21 protein-coding genes, 1 CRISPR repeat array and 1 other annotated feature (1 of these 23 cut by a window edge) are annotated in these 18635 nt (G+C 27.8%); of the genes, 17 read left to right on the top strand and 4 right to left on the bottom strand.

The features are described 5' to 3' along the window. Nucleotides 1–25 precede the first annotated feature (25 nt). The 4 genes from BUA90_RS08510 to queC are packed head-to-tail and all read left to right on the top strand — an operon-like array spanning nucleotide 26 to nucleotide 2498. A complete protein-coding gene (locus BUA90_RS08510) occupies nucleotides 26–808 on the top strand; it encodes an acyl-CoA dehydratase activase (RefSeq protein WP_072967624.1) in 783 nt (260 codons plus the stop codon). Continuing rightward, a complete protein-coding gene (queD, locus tag BUA90_RS08505) occupies nucleotides 801–1196 on the top strand; it encodes a 6-carboxytetrahydropterin synthase QueD (RefSeq protein ID WP_072967622.1) in 396 nt (131 codons plus the stop codon). The genes BUA90_RS08510 and queD overlap by 8 nt, the downstream gene beginning before the upstream one ends. Then, nucleotides 1183–1812 (top strand): 7-carboxy-7-deazaguanine synthase QueE, encoded by a 630-nt coding sequence (locus tag BUA90_RS08500; protein WP_072967620.1) that lies wholly within the window; start codon nucleotides 1183–1185, stop codon nucleotides 1810–1812. The genes queD and BUA90_RS08500 overlap by 14 nt, the downstream gene beginning before the upstream one ends. A gap of 17 nt (nucleotides 1813–1829) precedes the next feature. Next, nucleotides 1830–2498 carry a 7-cyano-7-deazaguanine synthase QueC gene (gene queC / locus BUA90_RS08495; RefSeq protein WP_072967618.1) on the top strand — a complete coding sequence of 223 codons (669 nt, stop codon included), beginning with the start codon at nucleotides 1830–1832 and terminating at the stop codon, nucleotides 2496–2498. Between the two features lie 35 nt (nucleotides 2499–2533). Here queC and BUA90_RS08490 read toward each other — a convergent pair whose 3' ends face one another. Further along, entirely contained in the window at nucleotides 2534–3535 is a 1002-nt protein-coding gene (locus BUA90_RS08490) for an ABC transporter substrate-binding protein (RefSeq protein WP_072967616.1), read from the bottom strand. Between the two features lie 281 nt (nucleotides 3536–3816). Between BUA90_RS08490 and BUA90_RS08485 the strand changes: the two genes are divergently transcribed. The 8 genes from BUA90_RS08485 to BUA90_RS08455 all read left to right on the top strand — a co-directional run bounded on the left by BUA90_RS08485 (nucleotide 3817) and on the right by BUA90_RS08455 (nucleotide 12366). Then, complete coding sequence (locus BUA90_RS08485) at nucleotides 3817–4500, top strand: DUF421 domain-containing protein (protein ID WP_072967614.1); 684 nt, start codon at nucleotides 3817–3819, stop codon at nucleotides 4498–4500. 145 nt (nucleotides 4501–4645) lie between these two features. Beyond that, the gene (gene speE, locus BUA90_RS08480) at nucleotides 4646–5521 is read left to right on the top strand and encodes a polyamine aminopropyltransferase (protein ID WP_072967611.1); all 876 of its coding nucleotides are present in this window, start codon (nucleotides 4646–4648) and stop codon (nucleotides 5519–5521) included. Between the two features lie 162 nt (nucleotides 5522–5683). Next, entirely contained in the window at nucleotides 5684–5830 is a 147-nt protein-coding gene (locus tag BUA90_RS12395) for a hypothetical protein (protein ID WP_159430012.1), read from the top strand. A gap of 121 nt (nucleotides 5831–5951) precedes the next feature. Further along, nucleotides 5952–6305, top strand: a complete 354-nt coding sequence (locus BUA90_RS08475; protein WP_072967608.1) for a hypothetical protein — start codon at nucleotides 5952–5954, stop codon at nucleotides 6303–6305. A gap of 121 nt (nucleotides 6306–6426) precedes the next feature. Continuing rightward, nucleotides 6427–6960: a CDP-diacylglycerol--glycerol-3-phosphate 3-phosphatidyltransferase gene (pgsA, locus tag BUA90_RS08470; protein WP_072967606.1), complete on the top strand. Its 534-nt coding sequence runs from the start codon at nucleotides 6427–6429 to the stop codon at nucleotides 6958–6960. A 39-nt stretch (nucleotides 6961–6999) separates the two neighbouring features. Beyond that, nucleotides 7000–7233: a binding site (T-box leader), on the top strand. 121 nt (nucleotides 7234–7354) lie between these two features. Then, nucleotides 7355–10006, top strand: coding sequence for a valine--tRNA ligase (locus tag BUA90_RS08465; RefSeq protein ID WP_072967604.1), 2652 nt, complete (start codon nucleotides 7355–7357; stop codon nucleotides 10004–10006). Between the two features lie 48 nt (nucleotides 10007–10054). Further along, nucleotides 10055–11359, top strand: coding sequence for a bifunctional folylpolyglutamate synthase/dihydrofolate synthase (locus BUA90_RS08460; RefSeq protein ID WP_072967601.1), 1305 nt, complete (start codon nucleotides 10055–10057; stop codon nucleotides 11357–11359). Nucleotides 11360–11451: 92 nt separating this feature from the next. Next, complete coding sequence (locus tag BUA90_RS08455; RefSeq protein ID WP_072967599.1) at nucleotides 11452–12366, top strand: YncE family protein; 915 nt, start codon at nucleotides 11452–11454, stop codon at nucleotides 12364–12366. A gap of 5 nt (nucleotides 12367–12371) precedes the next feature. Here BUA90_RS08455 and BUA90_RS08450 read toward each other — a convergent pair whose 3' ends face one another. Both BUA90_RS08450 and BUA90_RS08445 read right to left on the bottom strand, forming a co-directional pair. Further along, nucleotides 12372–12899 (bottom strand): DUF4364 family protein, encoded by a 528-nt coding sequence (locus tag BUA90_RS08450; RefSeq protein WP_072967597.1) that lies wholly within the window; start codon nucleotides 12897–12899, stop codon nucleotides 12372–12374. A gap of 118 nt (nucleotides 12900–13017) precedes the next feature. Continuing rightward, nucleotides 13018–13227 carry an alpha/beta-type small acid-soluble spore protein gene (locus BUA90_RS08445; protein WP_072967594.1) on the bottom strand — a complete coding sequence of 70 codons (210 nt, stop codon included), beginning with the start codon at nucleotides 13225–13227 and terminating at the stop codon, nucleotides 13018–13020. 239 nt (nucleotides 13228–13466) lie between these two features. On the opposite strand from BUA90_RS08445, the gene BUA90_RS08440 reads away from it, so the two are divergent. Then, entirely contained in the window at nucleotides 13467–14156 is a 690-nt protein-coding gene (locus BUA90_RS08440; protein ID WP_072967591.1) for a 4Fe-4S double cluster binding domain-containing protein, read from the top strand. 14 nt (nucleotides 14157–14170) lie between these two features. Here BUA90_RS08440 and BUA90_RS08435 read toward each other — a convergent pair whose 3' ends face one another. Beyond that, a complete protein-coding gene (locus tag BUA90_RS08435; RefSeq protein WP_072967589.1) occupies nucleotides 14171–14359 on the bottom strand; it encodes a hypothetical protein in 189 nt (62 codons plus the stop codon). Nucleotides 14360–14495: 136 nt separating this feature from the next. Between BUA90_RS08435 and BUA90_RS08430 the strand changes: the two genes are divergently transcribed. From BUA90_RS08430 to BUA90_RS08415, 4 genes are all read left to right on the top strand, one after another. Beyond that, the gene (locus tag BUA90_RS08430; protein WP_072967587.1) at nucleotides 14496–15638 is read left to right on the top strand and encodes a polysaccharide deacetylase family protein; all 1143 of its coding nucleotides are present in this window, start codon (nucleotides 14496–14498) and stop codon (nucleotides 15636–15638) included. A 102-nt stretch (nucleotides 15639–15740) separates the two neighbouring features. After that, nucleotides 15741–16535 (top strand): polysaccharide deacetylase family sporulation protein PdaB, encoded by a 795-nt coding sequence (gene pdaB, locus BUA90_RS08425; RefSeq protein ID WP_072967586.1) that lies wholly within the window; start codon nucleotides 15741–15743, stop codon nucleotides 16533–16535. Nucleotides 16536–16676: 141 nt separating this feature from the next. Further along, nucleotides 16677–17378 (top strand): hypothetical protein, encoded by a 702-nt coding sequence (locus BUA90_RS08420; protein WP_072967584.1) that lies wholly within the window; start codon nucleotides 16677–16679, stop codon nucleotides 17376–17378. Between the two features lie 152 nt (nucleotides 17379–17530). Continuing rightward, nucleotides 17531–18172: a single-stranded DNA-binding protein gene (locus BUA90_RS08415; protein ID WP_072967582.1), complete on the top strand. Its 642-nt coding sequence runs from the start codon at nucleotides 17531–17533 to the stop codon at nucleotides 18170–18172. 225 nt (nucleotides 18173–18397) lie between these two features. Further along, nucleotides 18398–18635: direct repeats of the CRISPR family, unit length 31 nt; unit sequence ATTATTAGACTACCTATAAGGAATTGAAACT (it continues 62 nt past the right edge of the window).

The raw sequence follows: 18635 nt of genomic DNA, 5'->3' as shown, positions 1-18635 counted from the left end.
TTAGCAGTATTTTAGGAGGAAAAATATGACTTTTTTAGGAATAGATTTGGGAAGTAGGGCAGTAAAGATTATATTGTTAGATAGCAGTGGTAAAGTGATAAAAGAGAAGATATTGGGAACAATGACTTTTTATAGAGATTATACAAACTATATTGATGGGAAAATACATGTTGATTTTGAAAAATTAGGATTAGATAGAGAAAAAATAGATATAGTGAGTACGGGATATGGTAGAAACAATTTAAAGATTTATAATGCTACTGTTATTAATGAGATAAAGGCTCATGTTTACGGGGCAATATATCAAACTAATTTAAAAGACTTTACTTTGTTGGATATTGGAGGGCAAGATACTAAGATAGTTAAAGTCGAAAAAGGCATTATTACGGATTTAGTTTTAAATGATAAATGTGCAGCATCAAGTGGAAGGTATCTTGAAAATATGGCTTTAGTCTTAGAAATTACTTTAAATGATTTGACTAATTATTATAAATCTCCTGTAGATTTAAATAGTACTTGTGCAGTCTTTGGAGAATCAGAACTCATAGGAAAGATAGCAGAAGGCTATAAAATAGAGGAATTGGCAGCAGGTGTAAATTATTCACTATATCAAAGAATAAAACCTCTTTTGAATAATTTTAGAAGCAGGATATTAGTTTTAACTGGTGGTGTAGCTAAAAATAAAGCTATGCAGAAGTTTTTAGAAAGTGATTTTGAAAATGTTATTATTCCAGATAAACCGCAGTTGAATGGAGCTATAGGTTGTGCATATTTTTCTATGAGAAAGAAGGGATTATGTAATGCATAATAAATTTGTAAACGTTACAAAAATATTTACTTTTGATAGTGCACATAAATTGGAAAATTACGATGGAAACTGTAAATATCTACATGGGCATACTTATAAGTTGGAAATTACAGTAAGAGGAAAAACTGATTATAGAGGAATGGTGATAGATTTTAATGAGTTAAAAAAGATAGTAAATGAAAAGATAATAAGTAAACTAGACCATAAATATTTAAATGATGTATTTGATTTTAATACTACTTGTGAAAATATGGTTGTATGGATTTTTAATGAACTTAATGGAGTTTTAAATTCAAAAAATTATTTACTAAAGAAGGTAAGACTTTGGGAAACACCAACAAGCTATGCAGAATTAGAAAGGGAAGATTTTTATAATGAAGGTCAATGAGATATTTTTAAGCATACAGGGTGAAGGCGTTAGTACAGGTTTTCCAACTATATTTATTAGATTTACAGGTTGTAATTTAAGATGTAGTTTTTGTGATACAAAGTATTCCTATGAAGATGGAGAGGAAATGTCCGTAGAGGAAATATATAATGAGGTAAAGAAATTTAAATATAAGAGAGTTTGCATTACAGGTGGTGAACCTCTACTTCAAGAAGATTTAAGCAAATTATTATATTTGCTTAAAGAATATGAAGTCAATATTGAAACAAACGGTTCGGTTGATTTAGGCAAATATAGGTTATTACCTAATCATAGATTTACAATGGATATGAAGGTTCCATCTTCTATGGAAAGTAAAAAGATGATTTTTACAAATTTTAAGTATTTGAAAGATAGAGATGAAATAAAGTTTGTAATAGGTACAAGAGAAGATTATGAGTGGGCGAAAGAAGTGATAAAAAAATATTATAGGAAGGGAATAATAACTTTTTCGCCTGTTTTTAATAAGATAGAACCTAAAGAAATTGTTAATTGGATTTTGCAAGATAATTTAGATGTTAGATTTCAATTGCAAATTCATAAAATCATATGGGAACCTGATGAAAAAGGAGTATAAATAATGGAGGGATAAAGATGAAAAAGGCAGTAGTTCTTTTATCAGGGGGTTTAGACAGTACAACTTGTATGGCAGTGGCAAAGAGTGAAGGGTATGAGCTGTATCCTATTTCATTTGATTATGGACAAAGGCATAATAGAGAACTTGAATGTGCTAAAAATGTGGCAAAATACTTTGGAGTAAAACAGCATAAAATAATTAAAATGGAAAATGTAGGTGGCAGTGCATTAACTGATAAAAATATTGATGTACCAGATTATAAAGGAGATAATGAAATACCTGTAACATATGTTCCAGCTAGAAATATTTTATTTTTAAGTTATGCATTAGGATATGCCGAAGTTATAGGAGCAGAGGCAATATTTATAGGTGTAAGTGCTGTAGATTACAGTGGATACCCTGACTGCAGACCAGAGTTTATTAAAGCATTTCAAAAAGTTGTAGATGAAGGAACAGCAGCAGGAGTAAAAGGAAAGTCTATAGAAATAAAAGCACCGTTAATTTATCTTTCTAAGGCTGAAACTATAAAATTGGGAACAAAACTAGGAGCCCCTTATGAATTAACTACGAGTTGTTATAAGGGCGGAGAAAAGGCATGTGGTGTTTGCGATAGCTGTGTTTTAAGATTAAAAGGGTTTGAAGAAGCAGGAATAAAAGATAAAATTGAATATGAAAGAAGTTTATAGCGGAGAATAATTCTCCGCTGTGTTTTTATTTTATATTATTTTTTCATAGCATTTTTAGCAAATTCAGTAGTAACTATTTTATTATATGGAGCTTTCTTTTCTAATCCTATTGCTTGATCAATAATATTCATTAAATGGTTTAAACCTTCTTCTGTTAAAATTAAATCTGGTTTCCAAGTATCTTGTTCTTTATATCTTTTAACTAAAGTAGTAAGTACTTCTAAATCGGCATCTGGAAAATATGACTGTAAAGATTTAGCAATTTCTTCTGCTCTATGATTTTCAACCCATTTTAATGCTTTATAGATTGCATTAGTAAAAGATTGAATTATTTCGGGATTTTTTTCAATATAACTTTTTTTAGCACAGTAGCATGTATAAGGTATATAACCACCTTCTTTACCTATAGAAGCAACTATATATCCTGCACCTTCTTTTTCCATCATTGTAGCTGTCGGTTCGAATAGAGTTACAAAATCTCCTTCTCCGCTTTTGAAAGCACCTGCCATTACAGAAAATTGAATATCAGTTCTTACTGTTACATCTTTACCCGGTTCTAAACCGTGTTTTCTTAGAACATATTCTAAGGTCATTTCTGGCATGCCACCTTTTCTTCCTCCAATAATAGTTTTTCCTTTGAGTATTTTAAACTCAAAATTGTCTATTTTTTTCCTAGATATTAGAAATGAGCCATCTCTTTGAGTAAGCTGTGCAAAGTTTATTGCATAATCATCTTTACCTTGATTATATACGTATATAGAAGCTTCTGGTCCCATAAAACCTATATCTGCTTGATTTGAGAGAAGAGCACTCATAGTTTTATCTGCGCCTTTTGTGTTTATAAAGTTTACTTTTAAACCTTCTTTTTCAAAGAACCCTTCTGTTGCTGCTATATATTGAGGAGTATAGAAAACAGAGTGTGTTACTTCTGCGACAGTAATTTTTGTTAGATGTTTTTCGCTACATCCAGTAAAAGTTAAAGATAGAATTAAAAAAAAGGAAGTGAAAAGTGCTATAGTTTTGAAGTTTTTCACCATAATCCCTCCACCAAAAATTTATCTATAATTTAATATATTCATTATGAAATGATTAAGTTACATGATAAGAAAGAGTTTTAAAAAAATTAATATTTAAGCAATGTAGTGAAGGGAAATAAAGTAAGATTTTAATATTTTATAATATTAAATTTTATAAAAATGTTTATCAAACATATTATTGATGTTATCTGCAAAAAATATGTTTAATAAGTATTTTGATTTGGAGTTTTATTATAGTTTAAATTTGTGCTTATTTTAAAGTTAAAGAGGAGATGGTAAGTATGGATTTAATACATACAAGTATTGAATTGATTTTAGGTTTTATTGCATTGTTAATTGTAACTAAACTTATAGGAAATAGACAAATTAGTCAAATTACTCCATTTGATTTTATTTCTGCTATTGTACTTGGGGAATTGTTGGGAAATGCTATTTATGATAGAGAAATCAGTATATTTCATATACTATATGCACTTTTTTTATGGGGGATGTTAATGCTTACAGTTGAAATGTTGACACAAAAATATTTAAAAGTTAGAGGTTTTTTAGAAGGCAATCCTTCTATAGTTATTCGTAAAGGTGTTATTGATAGAGATGAATTGAAGAAAAATAGATTGGATATAAATGAGCTTCAGAATTTACTTAGACAAAAAGATGTTTTTTCTATACGTGAAGTGGAATATGCTATACTAGAATCAGATGGAAAGATAAGTGTATTGAAGAAGTCAAAATATATGGTTCCTACAAATGAAGATTTAAAATTGTCAGAAAAACCTGTTTATTTGCCTGTAACTTTTATTATAGATGGTGAAGTTTTGTGGGATAATGTTAAAGCATGTGGATTTGAAGAAGAATGGCTTATAAAACAGCTAAAAAGACATGGAATAGATAAACCAGAAGATGTTTTTTATGCTGAATGGAAAGAAGATGAAGGTATGTATGTTTTGCCTTTTGAGCATAAATAAACTTGCGATTTTTAAGTTGTTTTGAAAAAGCTTAATATTTTATTTGAAAAAATATTAAATATTACATAAAATATATGTTAGATTATCATAAAAATGATGAAAGGTGGTGAAAGTGTTTGGCATGTATTAGCCAAACAAATGTTAAATGGAAAAAATACAATTACTAGAATTCTTTAAAATAATTAATGGTGAAACATGGTTAGTAGAAGATGAAAGAGATAATATGAAGCTTTATTACAGAGTAAAAGAAGTTTTATCATCTAAAAAGTCTCCATTTCAACATGTAAATATTATAGATTCATATGATTTTGGACGCTGCCTTGTATTAGATGGGGTTATGCAGACAACGGAACTTGATGGATATATATATAATGAAATGATTTCTCATATACCAGTAGTTACTCATCAAAATCCTAAAAAAGTATTAATAATAGGTGGAGGAGATTGTGGAGTAGCAAATGAATTATCTAAGTATAAAGAATTAGAGTCAGTTGACATGGTAGAGATTGATAAAGTTGTAGTTGATGAATGTGTAGATAAGCTTACTATGATTTCGGGAAATGCTCCAAATGATGAAAGAATTAATTTTTTGTTTGAAGATGGTATAAAGTTTGTTAAGGATAAAGAAAAATGCTACGATGTTGCTATTGTAGATTCTTCTGACCCTGTAGGGCCGGCTGAAGTATTATTTTCAGAAGAATTTTATGTCGATTTAAAAAAATCTTTAAAAGATGATGGTATAATGGTATGTCAAAGTCAATCTCCTATATTCCATAAAGAAGTTTTAAAGAGGACTAGAGATATATTAAAAAAACATTTTCCAATAGTTAGAACTTATAAGGCTGTTGTTCCAAGTTATCCGGGAGGTATGTGGAGCTTTACATTAGCTTCATTTAAATATGATCCTTTAAATGCAAATTTAGAAAGGCTTGTAAAGAATACAAAATATATAAATAAAGATATTTTCAAATCATGTTTTAGTCTTCCTAATTTTATGAAAGAATATCTTGATATTGAGTAAATTTGACAAGGTGGAGATTATTTCTCCACCTTTAAATATTTACCTCCTAGAATAAGTGTTAAGAAATAAATTTATAAGAGATTTTAAAAGTAAAAGGTATATTTTGTAGAAATAAAGCATATAATTCTAATAAATAGTTAAATAATGGTAGGGGGTATAATGATGAAGCAGGATTTAATAGATTTGATTGAAGAATTTATTAATTTGTGTAATAAATTACATAGAGAAGGAAAAATAGATGATGATTTATATGTAAAGATGACAAAAAATAAAGTTGATTTTCTATATAAAATTAACGAAGTAGGTTAAGTTTGAACCTGCTTTTTTTTATGAAAAAATTAACCATGAATATCATTTAGTATATTAAAGAAGAATATTATATATAGAGATTTTATAAATATTTTATTAAAGGCATTATGGAGGGATTTTAATGTCTGATTATAATTATAATATAAAAATTGATAAAGGCTGTAATAAATATGGATATATAAAAGGAGAAATAGATAATTATGCATGGTTTGCATTAGTACATAAAGAAAAAATGGATTTTGGAATAAATCCTGTTGATTTGAGTCGAGGAAATGGTAGAGTGACAAGACTATGTATTTATAAAGAACAGGCTGATTATGGAGGTAATCCTTATTTACCATCACTAAGTGTTAAAAGATATATTTATGCAAATTATCAAAGAGATTGGAGTGTTTTAAATAGAAATTATTATGATATGGTTAAAGAATTAATAACATATTTGGAGAGGAGATATTCGTTAAAATTAATTAAATGAAATACAATGAAGATTTTTATGAAAAGAAAGTAAATTATGTGAATTTTATTTTGTATTGAAAAATGAAAGATAAAGTTTTAAAATAACTTTAGGGTTATAAATTGGTAAAGGTTGTGTAAAAATGAATATACCAAATATATTGACAATTTTTAGATTTATATTGATACCAGTATTTATTTACTTTTTTTTCGCCAACATTGAAGGAAATATATTATATGCTACTTACGTATTTATTTTAGCTGGAATTACAGATGTATTAGATGGATATATTGCGAGAAAATATAATTTAGTAACTAAATGGGGACAAGCAATGGACCCATTAGCGGATAAAATGATGCAGATTACAGTACTTGCATGTTTTACAATTAAGAAATTTTTACCTATTTGGGTTATTATAATAATAGGTATTAAAGAATTATTAATGATAGCAGGGGGGCTTTTTCTTTACTATAAAAGGAATAAGGTAGTTGTTCCTGCTAATAGGTATGGTAAAATAGCAACTATATCTTTTTATGGTGCAATGCTGTATTTAATATTTGGTTTGCCATACAGTATAGTTCCTGTAATTTTTGCTATAATCTTGACTCTTTTAGCACTTGCAAATTATGTATTAAATTTCAAAGTAGTAAATAAAAAATCTTCTGCACAATCTTGACTTTTATAATATATGTATGTATAATGATTTAAAATCAAGATAAAATCGGTGAAGAAGAGGAGTAGGCAATAATCCATTAAGAGAGGGAAGTCCATAGGCTGAAAGACTTCCTATGGCAATTGTTGCTGAAGGTAGCTTCTGAGATGCTAAATTGAAAGTCATGTGATGAGTAGATTTAGCCGGGATATCCCGTTATAGATTTTGAGAGTTAGCTTTAAAACTTTAAAGCTAAAAATAAGGTGGTACCGCGGAAAAGGCCTTTTCGTCCTTATATGGAGAGAAGGGCTTTTTTATTTTGTTTAAAAGATTAAAATTTGGAGATTGTTTGAGCTGTTAAAAATTAAAAGTCTAAAATTTAAAAGTATATGTCGATATTTTAAAAGGAGTTGATTAGATGACAAAAGAATTAGCTACAAAGTATAATCCTAAAGAGTTTGAAGAAAAAATTTATAATGAGTGGATGGAAAAAGGGTATTTTAGAGCAGAGATTGATTATGACAAGGAGCCATTTACTATAGTTTTACCGCCACCTAATATTACAGGACAACTTCATATGGGACATGCATTAGATCAGACACTTCAGGATATATTGACTAGATGGAAGAGGATGCAGGGGTACTGTGCTTTATGGCTTCCGGGAACAGACCATGCAAGTATAGCAACTGAAGTGAAAGTAGTAGAAAAAATTTATAAAGAAGAAGGAAAAACTAAGGAAGAAATAGGAAGAGAAGAGTTTTTAAAAAGAGCTTGGGCTTGGAAAGAAGAATATGGAAATAGAATTGTTGAACAGATGAAAAAATTGGGAAATTCATGCGATTGGTCTCGAGAGAGATTTACAATGGATGAAGGATGTAATAAAGCAGTAACTGAAGTATTTGTAAGACTTTATGAAAAAGGATTGATTTATAGAGGTAATAGACTTATTAACTGGTGTCCTGACTGTAAGACATCACTTTCAGATGCTGAAGTTGAACATGAAGAAAAACAAGGATTTTTCTGGCATATAAAATATCCAGTTAAAGACAGTGATGAATATGTGGAAATAGCAACTACTAGGCCAGAAACTATGCTTGGAGATACTGCAGTAGCAGTACATCCAGAAGATGAAAGATATAAGCATTTAATTGGCAAAACGCTTATTTTACCGATAGTAAATAGAGAAATACCTGTCATAGCTGATGAATATGTAGAAATGGATTTTGGAACAGGTGCAGTTAAAATTACTCCTGCTCATGACCCAAATGACTTTGAAGTAGGACTTAGACATAATTTACCTCAAATAAATGTAATGAATGAAGATGCAACTATGAATGAAAATGCAGGTAAATATGCAGGTATGGACAGATATGAATGTAGGAAAGCTTTAGTTAAGGATTTAGAGGAGCAGGGATATTTAGTTAAGAAAAAAGAACATGTTCATAATGTAGGTACTTGTTACAGGTGTAATACAGTAGTTGAACCTAGACTTTCAGACCAATGGTTTGTTAAAATGGAAGAATTAGCTAAACCTGCCATAGAAGCAGTTAAAAAAGGAGATTTAAAGTTTATTCCAGATAGATTTGTAAAGATATATCTTCACTGGTTGGAAAATATAAAAGATTGGTGTATTTCAAGACAGCTTTGGTGGGGACATAGAATACCTGCTTACTACTGTGATGAATGTGGAGAAATAATAGTTAGCAGACAAAAACCTGAAAAATGTACTAAATGTGGCAGTAAAAAGTTAAGACAAGATGAAGATGTACTAGATACTTGGTTTAGTTCAGCATTATGGCCTTTTTCAACATTAGGTTGGCCAGATGAAACTGAAGAACTTAAATATTTTTATCCAACAACTGTGTTAGTAACTGGATATGATATTATTTTCTTCTGGGTTGTAAGAATGGTATTTTCAGGTCTTGAGCAAATGAATAAAGTTCCTTTTAAACATGTATTTGTTCATGGACTTGTTAGAGATTCTCAAGGTAGAAAAATGAGTAAATCTTTAGGTAATGGTGTAGACCCACTTGAGATTATTGACAAATATGGAGCAGACGCTTTGAGATTTATGCTTGCTACAGGAAATACGCCGGGAAATGATATGAGATTCTATATGGAAAGAGTAGAAGCATGTAGAAATTTTGCAAATAAATTATGGAATGCATCTAGATTTGTACTAATGAATTTAGATGAAAGTAAAGATTTTGAAAAAATAGATAGGGATTTAACTCTTTCAGATAAATGGATATTGTCGAGATTAAATACTATAATAAATGAAATTACTACTAATTTAGATAAATATGAACTTGGTATTGCGGCTCAAAAGCTCTATGATTTTATCTGGGATGAATACTGTGATTGGTATATTGAGTTGGTAAAGCCTAGATTATATGGAGAAGATGTTAAATCAAAAGAAACTGCTCAGTCAGTATTATTAGAAGTGCTACAGAATATTTTAAAATTGCTTCATCCATTTATGCCGTTTATAACAGAAGAAATATGGCATCATCTTCCTAATTCAAAAGGAAGTATAATGGTATCAAAGTGGCCAAAGTATAAAGAAGAATATAATAAACCTTTAGAAGAAGAAAAGATGGAACTGATAATGCAGTCTATAAAAAGTATAAGAAATATTAGAGCACAGATGAACGTAGCTCCATCTAAAAAGGCAAAAGTTATAGTTGTTGCTGATGAAAAAGTATATAAAATAGTTGAGGAAAATAAATCATATTTAATTTCGCTTGCAAGTGCTTCAGAAGTTATATTAAAAAGAGAGAAATCGGATATTCCGGAAGATTCAGCTTCTGCAGTTGTAAATGGAGCAGAAATATTTATTCCGCTTGATGAATTAGTTGATTTTGAGAAAGAGCTTGAGAGATTGGAAAAAGAAAAAGCAAAACTTGAAAAAGAATTGGAAAGAGTTAATAAAAAACTTTCAAATGAGGGCTTTATTAGCAAAGCACCAGAAAAATTAGTTGAGGAAGAAAGACAGAAAAAGGCAAAATATCAAGAAATGTACGATAAGGTACTTGAAAGAATAGAATATACAAAATCTAAACTAAAGTAGATATAGCCAAGCCGTAGAGCTTGGCTTATTGACAATAGAGGTGATTATATGAATTATAGGGAAGCATTAGATTTTATAAATAGTACAAATAAATTTGGAAGTAAATTAGGACTTGAGAATATAAAATATTTATTGAGTTTAATAGGTAATCCGCATAATGATTTAAAAGTAATACATGTTGCCGGTACTAATGGGAAAGGTTCTACTTCGTCATTTATAAGTCATATTCTAATAGAAGAAGGATATGATGTCGGTTTATTTATATCACCTGCATTAGAAAAATTTACAGATAGAATAAAAATAAATGGAAAAAATATATCTGAAAGAGATTTATCTGAAATAACGAGTTTAATCAAGTTAAAAATTGATTTGATGCTGTCAGAAGGAAAAGAACATCCAACAGAGTTTGAGATTGTAACTGCTATTGCATTCGAGTACTTTAAGAGAAAAAAAGTTGATTATGTAGTTCTTGAAGTAGGATTAGGAGGCAGATTAGATGCGACAAATGCAGTTGATAATCCTTTAGTATCAGTAATAACTCCAATAGATTTTGACCATGTGAATTATTTAGGAGATACATTAGAAAAAATAGCATATGAAAAAGCAGGAATAATTAAAAGAAATTGTCCAGTTGTTATTCATCCTCAAAATTATGAAGCTGAAAGAGTGATAAGAAAAATATGTAGTGACAAAAATTCAAAACTTTATATAGCTCCTGTAGATTTAATAAATATAAAAAAGTATGATGAATTTGGTATATTATTTGATGTAAAAACTGATGAAAATATTTATGATGATTTAAAGATAAATTTAATGGGGAAACATCAGGCAAATAATGCAGTAGTAGCTTTAAAAACTATTGAAGTATTAAAGAATTATCACAATGTAAATATTTCAAATAAATCTATTAGGAATGGACTTTTTAATGCCAGATGGCCCGGTAGGCTTGAAATACTTAAAAGAAGTCCTTTGGTACTAATTGATGGAGCTCATAATTTACATGGTGCAAAAGCTTTAAGTAGTGTTTTGAAAAAAGTTTTTTACGATAAAAAGATAATAGGTGTAATAGGAATTTTAGAAGATAAAGATGTGGACGGTATACTTGATAAAATAGTTCCATTTTGCAGAGAAATTATTATAACTAAACCGGATAATCCTAGGGCATTATCATTGGAAAAGTTGATGTGTAAGATAAAAAAGTATAATAAAAAAGTTATGGCATTTGAAAATATAAAAGATGCAGTTAATAAATCATTAAGTCTAGCAGATAAAGATAGCATGATCTTATATTGCGGTTCTCTTTATATGATAGGAAAAGTAAGAAAAATATTTATAGGAAAAGTTGACATTTAATAGTCAACTTTTATTTTTTATCATTAGCACATAAAAGTAGAGTTTTACATAGTATAAAACTAAGATGTTATATAGTTTTTTGGAGGTATATGATGAGGGATTATAATGATAGAATGGGAATTATTTCTAATATGGGTGATAGTACACTTTCTATAATTGATTTAAATGAATTAAGAGAAATAGACAGAATACGACTAAGACCTTTTTTTGGTCCTCATCATATCGTATGCGATAAAAATAGTAAATATTTATATATTTCTAATTCTTATAGTTCTAGTATAAGTAAATATGATTTAATTTTAAATAAAATAGTAGATACTATTTCTGTTGGAAGTTGTCCGTGTCATTTGGAATTAAGTAGAAATCATAAAAAGTTATATGTATCTAATGAAGATTCAAATTCAATTTCAGTATTAGATATAAGTAAAATGACATTAGAAACTCAAATACCTGTTGGAGAAATGCCTCATGATTTAAAATTAAGTAATGATAATAAAAGATTATATGTAGCAAATTTTAAAGATAATACTATATCTGTTATTAATACAGTAAATAATGAAAAAGAAAATTGTATTTATGCTAACATTAATCCTTATCATATAAATTTAAGCAGAGATGGTAAAAAAATATATATAGTAAATGCAAATTTTTCACATTTGAAAAATGGCAGTATTAGTATTTTAAATACTTCTAATTTTAAAATAGATGAAAAAATAAAAGTGGGAAAAACACCAATGGATATTGAACTGGGATTAAGTGATAATATATTGTTTGTTACTGATATAGAACTTAATTTAGTTCATGTTGTAGATATTAATGACAAAAAAATTCTTCACAGAGTAAAAGTTGGCAATATGCCATTGAGTATAAAAAGAGAACCTAACAATAAGTATTTGTTTGTTACAAATATTGGAGATAATACATTAACTGTTATAGATTTAAAAAAAATGATTATTATAAAAAATATAAGAGTTGGTTTAGAACCAACTAGTATATTGTATGTATAATTAATCTATTCGATTAATAGTTTAATTATTTCACCGTATATATCTTGAGCTTTCTTTTTCCATTTGTCACATATGAGTTTAGCTTGTTTATTTGAGACAACATCGAGTTTTAAATCAATAAGAGTTATATTGTTTTCAATAACTTTTAATTCAACTATGTAGTCATTTTTTGACTTTTTAACATAATTAGCTAATATTTGTGTTTCTTTCAATAAAATTTTTTTTCTATTTTCAACTAATTTATCTATATTTAAAGCCAAATCATTTGGAATTCTGTCAATAAAATAGCTTAATGTATTTTTTCCTTTTTCAGTAATAAGATAGTAGTAATTATCTTCATTTTTTACGTATTCTACTAATGAAGAATTTACAAGTTCTGATAAAAATTGCTGAAGCATAAAATAGTTTAAAATTTCATTTTCCATAATGAAATCAGTTATTTGATTATTGGTTAATGGTACTTTGAATTTATCTAAAATATAAAGCAATAACAATTTGTTTTCTGCTTCATGCTTTAGATTATCGATAAACATTTTTTACCACCACACTTTTATTATATAATGACACATTAAATTATAACATAATTATTAATATTAACATATACTTCAATAAAATTAAAGGAGAAGAAGTCTTAGCTTCTTCTCCTTTAATTTACTTGCCTGATTGACTTGCTATTTGTCTTTCTGCCATTTCTATAAGTCGTTTAGTCATATATCCGCCAACGTAGCCATTTTGTCTTGAAGTTAAATTTCCTTTATCTATACTATCATAATTAGACAAGCCTAATTCATTTGCAATTTCAAGTTTAAAACTGTTAAGTGCAGCTCTTGCTTCTGGAACTATAGCCTTATTACGTGCCATATTTTCCCTCCTAAAATATTATTTTTGTATTTCTGTTTTATTTGCAACTAAAGTTTTAGTTGCATTATTAATTTAACCAATTTAAAATTATTTTATGTTAGAAATTTTTTTATTCAGTGCATAAATTTTTAAATTAATGAACAAAATCATTAATTTTGACATAAATTTTAAATTTTTTATTTTTTAAAAGTGTAGTAAAATATAATTAGTATTTTTTATGATGTATTTGGAGGATTTTTATGAACTATAAAGAAGAACTTGAAAAAATTTTAAAAAAATCAGGAGCTACAAAAGTGGGTTTTGGCTACTTAGGTGATGTATTGCCTGAAGAATTGAAACATTTAAAAACTGGTATATCTATTGCTATTAGGCTTTCTGATCAAGTTATATCAGATATAGATGAAGAACCTACTCATGTATATTTTCATCACTATAGGACTGTAAATTTTAGATTAGACCAAATTATGTTAGAAGCAGTTTTAAAGCTACAAGAATGGGGATTTTTAGCTATGCCTGTGGCTGCTTCTCAATCAATAAATGTAGATGGCAATAAGTATAAAGGAGTATTTCAACATAGGACAGCAGCAACGAGGGCAGGTATTGGTTGGATAGGAAAAAGTGGATGTCTTGTAACTGAGGAATTTGGACCTAGAGTTAGATTAGGTACTATATTGACAAATTTAGAAGTTAAGTATGATAAGCCGATAGAAAAGTCAAAATGTGGAAGTTGTATAGAGTGTATGAAAGCGTGTCCAGCATTAGCTATAAAAGGGGTTTTATGGTATCCGGGTATAAAAAGAGAAGAGCTTATAGATGTTCAGGCATGTAGTGAACATATGTCGAATTTTTACCATCATATAGGGAGAGGGTCTGTCTGCGGTATATGTATCAAAGTTTGTCCAATTGGAAGTAAAGTTATAAAGAGATAGGGTAGAAATCTACCCTAAGTTAGTTTTCTGTTTATTTTTATTTTAACATCTTTACGTGTTCCATGCTGATGCTTGCTTAGAAGCTGGGCTTTTTGTGATTTAGCTTCTCTGTGAAAATGTCTGTCTTCTTTTTTATAAGTTTTTCTGCTAATTTCTGTTCTATGTCCTTTTATATTTTCAAAACTGCTTCTTATAATAGACAAAATGAACACTCCTTTAAATTATATACTTTTTTGAGAATATAAAATATAAGCAATTTGATAAAGCTACTTATAGATTTAGTTTTTGAAATATATGTGTTTATATACCTATATAATTTAAACTAGAGGAGGAATTTACTTGAAACAGTGTATAAAAAAGATTTTTTTAATGTTTATATTAATATCATTACTGACAGGTTGTAATACAAAAGATTTTGAAGATAAAGAAAAAAATAATGTATCTAAAGGAGAAACAGTAAATAAAGAGGTTTATGAAGAAAAATCTGTTTTGAATCAAAATGGAGATGAGAAAAATAATGATGAAGGAGTAAAAGAAAATGATAAAAATGTTGAAGTGGACTTTGAAAAAGTAAAACCTAACGAAGCTGGTCAAGTTATGATTTTGATGTATCATTCATTGGGAGAAGAAAAAAACAACTATATTAGAAGCATAGAAAATTTTAAAGAGGATTTAAAACTTTTATATGAAAAGGGATATAGACTTGTAAGTTTAAAAGATTTTATAAATAACAATATTGATATTGAAGCTGGTAAAACACCTGTTGTATTAACATTTGATGATGGGAATAAGACTGATTTTAGAATAATACAAGAAAATGGAAATAAAAAAGTTGACCCAAATTGTGTTGTCGGCATACTTCAAGATTTTAATAAAGAACACCCAGATTTTGGACTAGAAGTCACATTTTTTATAAATGGAGGAAGTAATACATTTGGACAAAAAGATTTATTGGAATATAAGTTAAAATATATTTTAGAAAAAGGGATGGATATAGAAAATCATACTTATAATCATATTAATTTAGGAAAAGTTTCTGTAAATGATATACAAAAGACTTTGGCAAAAAATGTAGAGTTTATTAAGAAATATTTACCAGATTATGAAATGAGTATACTTGCACTTCCTTTTGGAGCTAGACCTAAGGATAAAGAGAAGAGAAAGTATTTATATGAAGGTTCTTATGAAGGGGTGCATTATAAAAATATAGGGATTTTGGCAGTAGGTTGGAAGCCAGAACATGCTTCTATTCATAAAGACTTTAATCCTAACTATATACACAGAGTACAGGGATATTCAGGTAAATTTGGTATACGTTATTGGCTTGAATATTTTGATAAACATCCTGAAAAAAGATATATAAGTGATGGTGATAAAGATACAGTAACTATACCAGAAAGTATGTTAAATTTTATTGATAAGAGTAAATTAGGAAGTAAAAATTTAAGAACATATCAGATTAAAAAAGATGAAGATAACTAGTTTTTAGTTATCTTTTCTTTTTGTATAAAAATAAAATTTAAGAATAATAATTTACTGTGAGAATAGAATTTAGTATAAACGTAATTGTATAGGAGGTGAAGTATGAAAGTAATATTAATCAATAAAAAAAAGCTTTTATTATTTTTGATATTGATTTTATTTTTTAGTGGTAGCATGATTTATTTTAATGATATAGGATATAAAGTTTTAGAGGTTTTGGCATCAGATAAGATGCTTCCAATTTATAGTGTGAATACAGAAGAAAAAAAGGTAGCTATAAGTTTTGATGCTGCTTGGGGAGACCAGTTTACTGATGGAATATTAGATATTTTGGACAAATATAAAGTAAAAACTACTTTTTTCTTAGTGGGCTTTTGGGTTGATAGGTATCCTGATATGGTAAAAAAGATTTACGAAAGAGGTCATGAGATAGGTAATCATTCAACTACTCATCCTCATATGTCAAAGCTGTCAAGAGAGGAAATTATAAAAGAATTAAACACTACAGGAGAAAAAATTTATAATATTACGGGAAAAAGACCAAACTTATTTAGACCTCCATTTGGAGATTATAATAATACATTGATTAAAACAGCCAAAGAATGTGGATATTATACTATTCAGTGGGATGTTGATTCTCTTGATTGGAAAGAATTAGGTGTGAAACCTGTAGTTGATAGAGTAACTAGAAATATAAAAAATGGTTCTATAGTTCTCTTTCATAATAATGCAAAGTATGTACTTGAATATCTACCATTAGTTATTGAAAAACTTCAAAAAGAAGGATATAAAATAGTTCCAATTTCAGAACTTATAATAAAGAAAGATTATTATATAGACCATACGGGAAGACAGAGAAAAATTGATAAATCAAAATCAAATAATTGTATAAAATAGAAAAAATGATAATATTTTAAAATTAAAAAGATTTGGATTATATGAAGTATGGGATAAATATTCCATACTTTTTTAATACATAAATATCTTTATTTATACACAATATAACTATATCATTGTTTAGCTAAAGGAGATGTATACATGTCTGAACCAGAAGTTATCGGAATTTTAGGAGAGTATATAAATACAAAATTTATTGCTGATTTTTCTTTTTATATTTTAGAAAATAGCGGTTATAATTCAGTTGTTTTATTTGATAATTTAATATATTCTAAAAGAAATATAATTAAAAGAAAAACTATTGAAGTAAAGAAAATATTGGAATTTTTAACTTATTTAAAAGATGAGATAGATATTTTACTTTTTTGTTTGCAAGACAAAGATAAGGTTGAATTTATAATAGATAAGTATAGAATTGATGTGTTAGTTGATGTATCAGATACAAAAAAAAATAACAATCATTCAGATATGAATTTTATAAAAAAAGTTTTTTATGAAAATTTGAGTAAAAATGCAACTGTTATTATAAATAGCGATAAAAAAAATGAGATTAATATTTTTAAATATTTGAACGAAAAAATAGTTATAACATATGGGTTAAATACTAAGTCTACACTTACTGCTTCAAGTATACATGATGAAGATTCTTTTATATGTTGTTTACAGAGGGGATTAACTTCTTTTAGTGGTAAGGAAATAGAGCCATTTGAATTTCCAATAAGGTTATTTTGTAGTGAGAAAATAGATGTATATAAGATACTTCCGATTATAGCATTATCATTAATGTATGATGTGAAAATTGAAGATGTTCAAAAATTATTGTCAATATATATGAAATTATAGATAAATAATAAAAAACCTTACTGCTTCTTGAATGTTTGATAAATTTTAAATATTTTGTTCTATTTATAAAGAACTAGAATAAATATATTTGTAGAGTGAAATATAACATAAGAATTAAGTATCACAAAGGAGCGTAAGGGGGCTAGATATAAGTGAGGACATTTGATAATAATGTTGTTACAGTTGTAGGAACAATTTGTTCTGATTTGAAATTTAGTCATGAAGTATTTGGAGAAGGGTTTTATAATTTTAAAATAAAGATACCTAGATTGAGTAATTATAATGATATTTTACCAGTTACTATTTCAGAGAGGTTGTTGGTAGATTTTAATTTCAGTCAAGATAAACTGGTGAAAATTGATGGGCAGTTGAGGTCTTATAATAAAATTGTAAATGAAAAAAATAAATTGATACTTACTATATTTGCCAGAGATATATCTGAAGAAGATGAAGAAAATGTTACAAATCCAAATCAGATTTTTTTAGATGGGTATATATGTAAAAAACCTATATATAGAACAACACCTTTTGGTAGAGAGATAACAGATATGCTTGTAGCAGTGAATAGACCTTATAAGAAGTCTGATTACATACCATGTATAGCTTGGGGAAGAAATGCGAGGTTTTCAGAAAAAATGAAAGTAGGAGATAGAATAAAAATTTGGGGCAGGATACAGAGTAGAGAATATCAAAAGAAAATAGATGAAGAAAATGTAGTTAAAAAGGTTGCTTATGAAGTTTCTATTTCTAAAATGAGTGCATTGCCTGAAGACAATAATAGGTTGAGTGAGTGAAAATAAAATAAAAGTTAAAAATTGTTTGAGGATGTTGTTTTAAAAAGTTGTCGACCTCCAGTAGTGCAAAAACCCCTGGGGATCGACGACTTTTTGTTTTTGATAAAGAATGTGTAAATTTCAATACTTTAAGTATTGAAAACATAGTAAAATAGTATGAATTAAGGTAAAAATCAGCAATTTGACAGAAATATAAGAATATGGTAATATCAATATGTGTAATGTATTATTAGACTACCTATAAGGAATTGAAACAATCTTCAAGCTCAGCGTGTGTAAGTTTGAGGTTGATTATTAGACTACCTATAAGGAATTGAAACTGCTTTTGTAAATGAAATACCTACTCTAGATAGTGCTCATTATTAGACTACCTATAAGGAATTGAAACTCAGCAATTGGTTTGAATATATCGTCTATTAAATCAAAATTATTAGACTACCTATAAGGAATTGAAACTATCTAT

The sequence above is a fragment of the Caminicella sporogenes DSM 14501 genome (assembly GCF_900142285.1).
In the GTDB taxonomy this organism is placed as follows: domain Bacteria; phylum Bacillota; class Clostridia; order Peptostreptococcales; family Caminicellaceae; genus Caminicella; species Caminicella sporogenes.
Note: the sequence above shows the minus strand (reverse complement) of the source record. Positions and strands in the feature narration are given on the sequence as shown.

Bases quoted from the DNA above. Each gene is read 5' to 3' on its own strand.
- BUA90_RS08510 (WP_072967624.1), top strand. From the start codon at position 26: ATGACTTTTTTAGGAATAGATTTGGGAAGTAGGGCAGTAAAGATTATA.
- queD (WP_072967622.1), top strand. From the start codon at position 801: ATGCATAATAAATTTGTAAACGTTACAAAAATATTTACTTTTGATAGT.
- BUA90_RS08500 (WP_072967620.1), top strand. From the start codon at position 1,183: ATGAAGGTCAATGAGATATTTTTAAGCATACAGGGTGAAGGCGTTAGT.
- queC (WP_072967618.1), top strand. From the start codon at position 1,830: ATGAAAAAGGCAGTAGTTCTTTTATCAGGGGGTTTAGACAGTACAACT.
- BUA90_RS08490 (WP_072967616.1), bottom strand. From the start codon at position 3,535: ATGGTGAAAAACTTCAAAACTATAGCACTTTTCACTTCCTTTTTTTTA.
- BUA90_RS08485 (WP_072967614.1), top strand. From the start codon at position 3,817: ATGGATTTAATACATACAAGTATTGAATTGATTTTAGGTTTTATTGCA.
- speE (WP_072967611.1), top strand. From the start codon at position 4,646: ATGGAAAAAATACAATTACTAGAATTCTTTAAAATAATTAATGGTGAA.
- BUA90_RS12395 (WP_159430012.1), top strand. From the start codon at position 5,684: ATGAAGCAGGATTTAATAGATTTGATTGAAGAATTTATTAATTTGTGT.
- BUA90_RS08475 (WP_072967608.1), top strand. From the start codon at position 5,952: ATGTCTGATTATAATTATAATATAAAAATTGATAAAGGCTGTAATAAA.
- pgsA (WP_072967606.1), top strand. From the start codon at position 6,427: ATGAATATACCAAATATATTGACAATTTTTAGATTTATATTGATACCA.
- BUA90_RS08465 (WP_072967604.1), top strand. From the start codon at position 7,355: ATGACAAAAGAATTAGCTACAAAGTATAATCCTAAAGAGTTTGAAGAA.
- BUA90_RS08460 (WP_072967601.1), top strand. From the start codon at position 10,055: ATGAATTATAGGGAAGCATTAGATTTTATAAATAGTACAAATAAATTT.
- BUA90_RS08455 (WP_072967599.1), top strand. From the start codon at position 11,452: ATGAGGGATTATAATGATAGAATGGGAATTATTTCTAATATGGGTGAT.
- BUA90_RS08450 (WP_072967597.1), bottom strand. From the start codon at position 12,899: ATGTTTATCGATAATCTAAAGCATGAAGCAGAAAACAAATTGTTATTG.
- BUA90_RS08445 (WP_072967594.1), bottom strand. From the start codon at position 13,227: ATGGCACGTAATAAGGCTATAGTTCCAGAAGCAAGAGCTGCACTTAAC.
- BUA90_RS08440 (WP_072967591.1), top strand. From the start codon at position 13,467: ATGAACTATAAAGAAGAACTTGAAAAAATTTTAAAAAAATCAGGAGCT.
- pdaB (WP_072967586.1), top strand. From the start codon at position 15,741: ATGAAAGTAATATTAATCAATAAAAAAAAGCTTTTATTATTTTTGATA.
- BUA90_RS08420 (WP_072967584.1), top strand. From the start codon at position 16,677: ATGTCTGAACCAGAAGTTATCGGAATTTTAGGAGAGTATATAAATACA.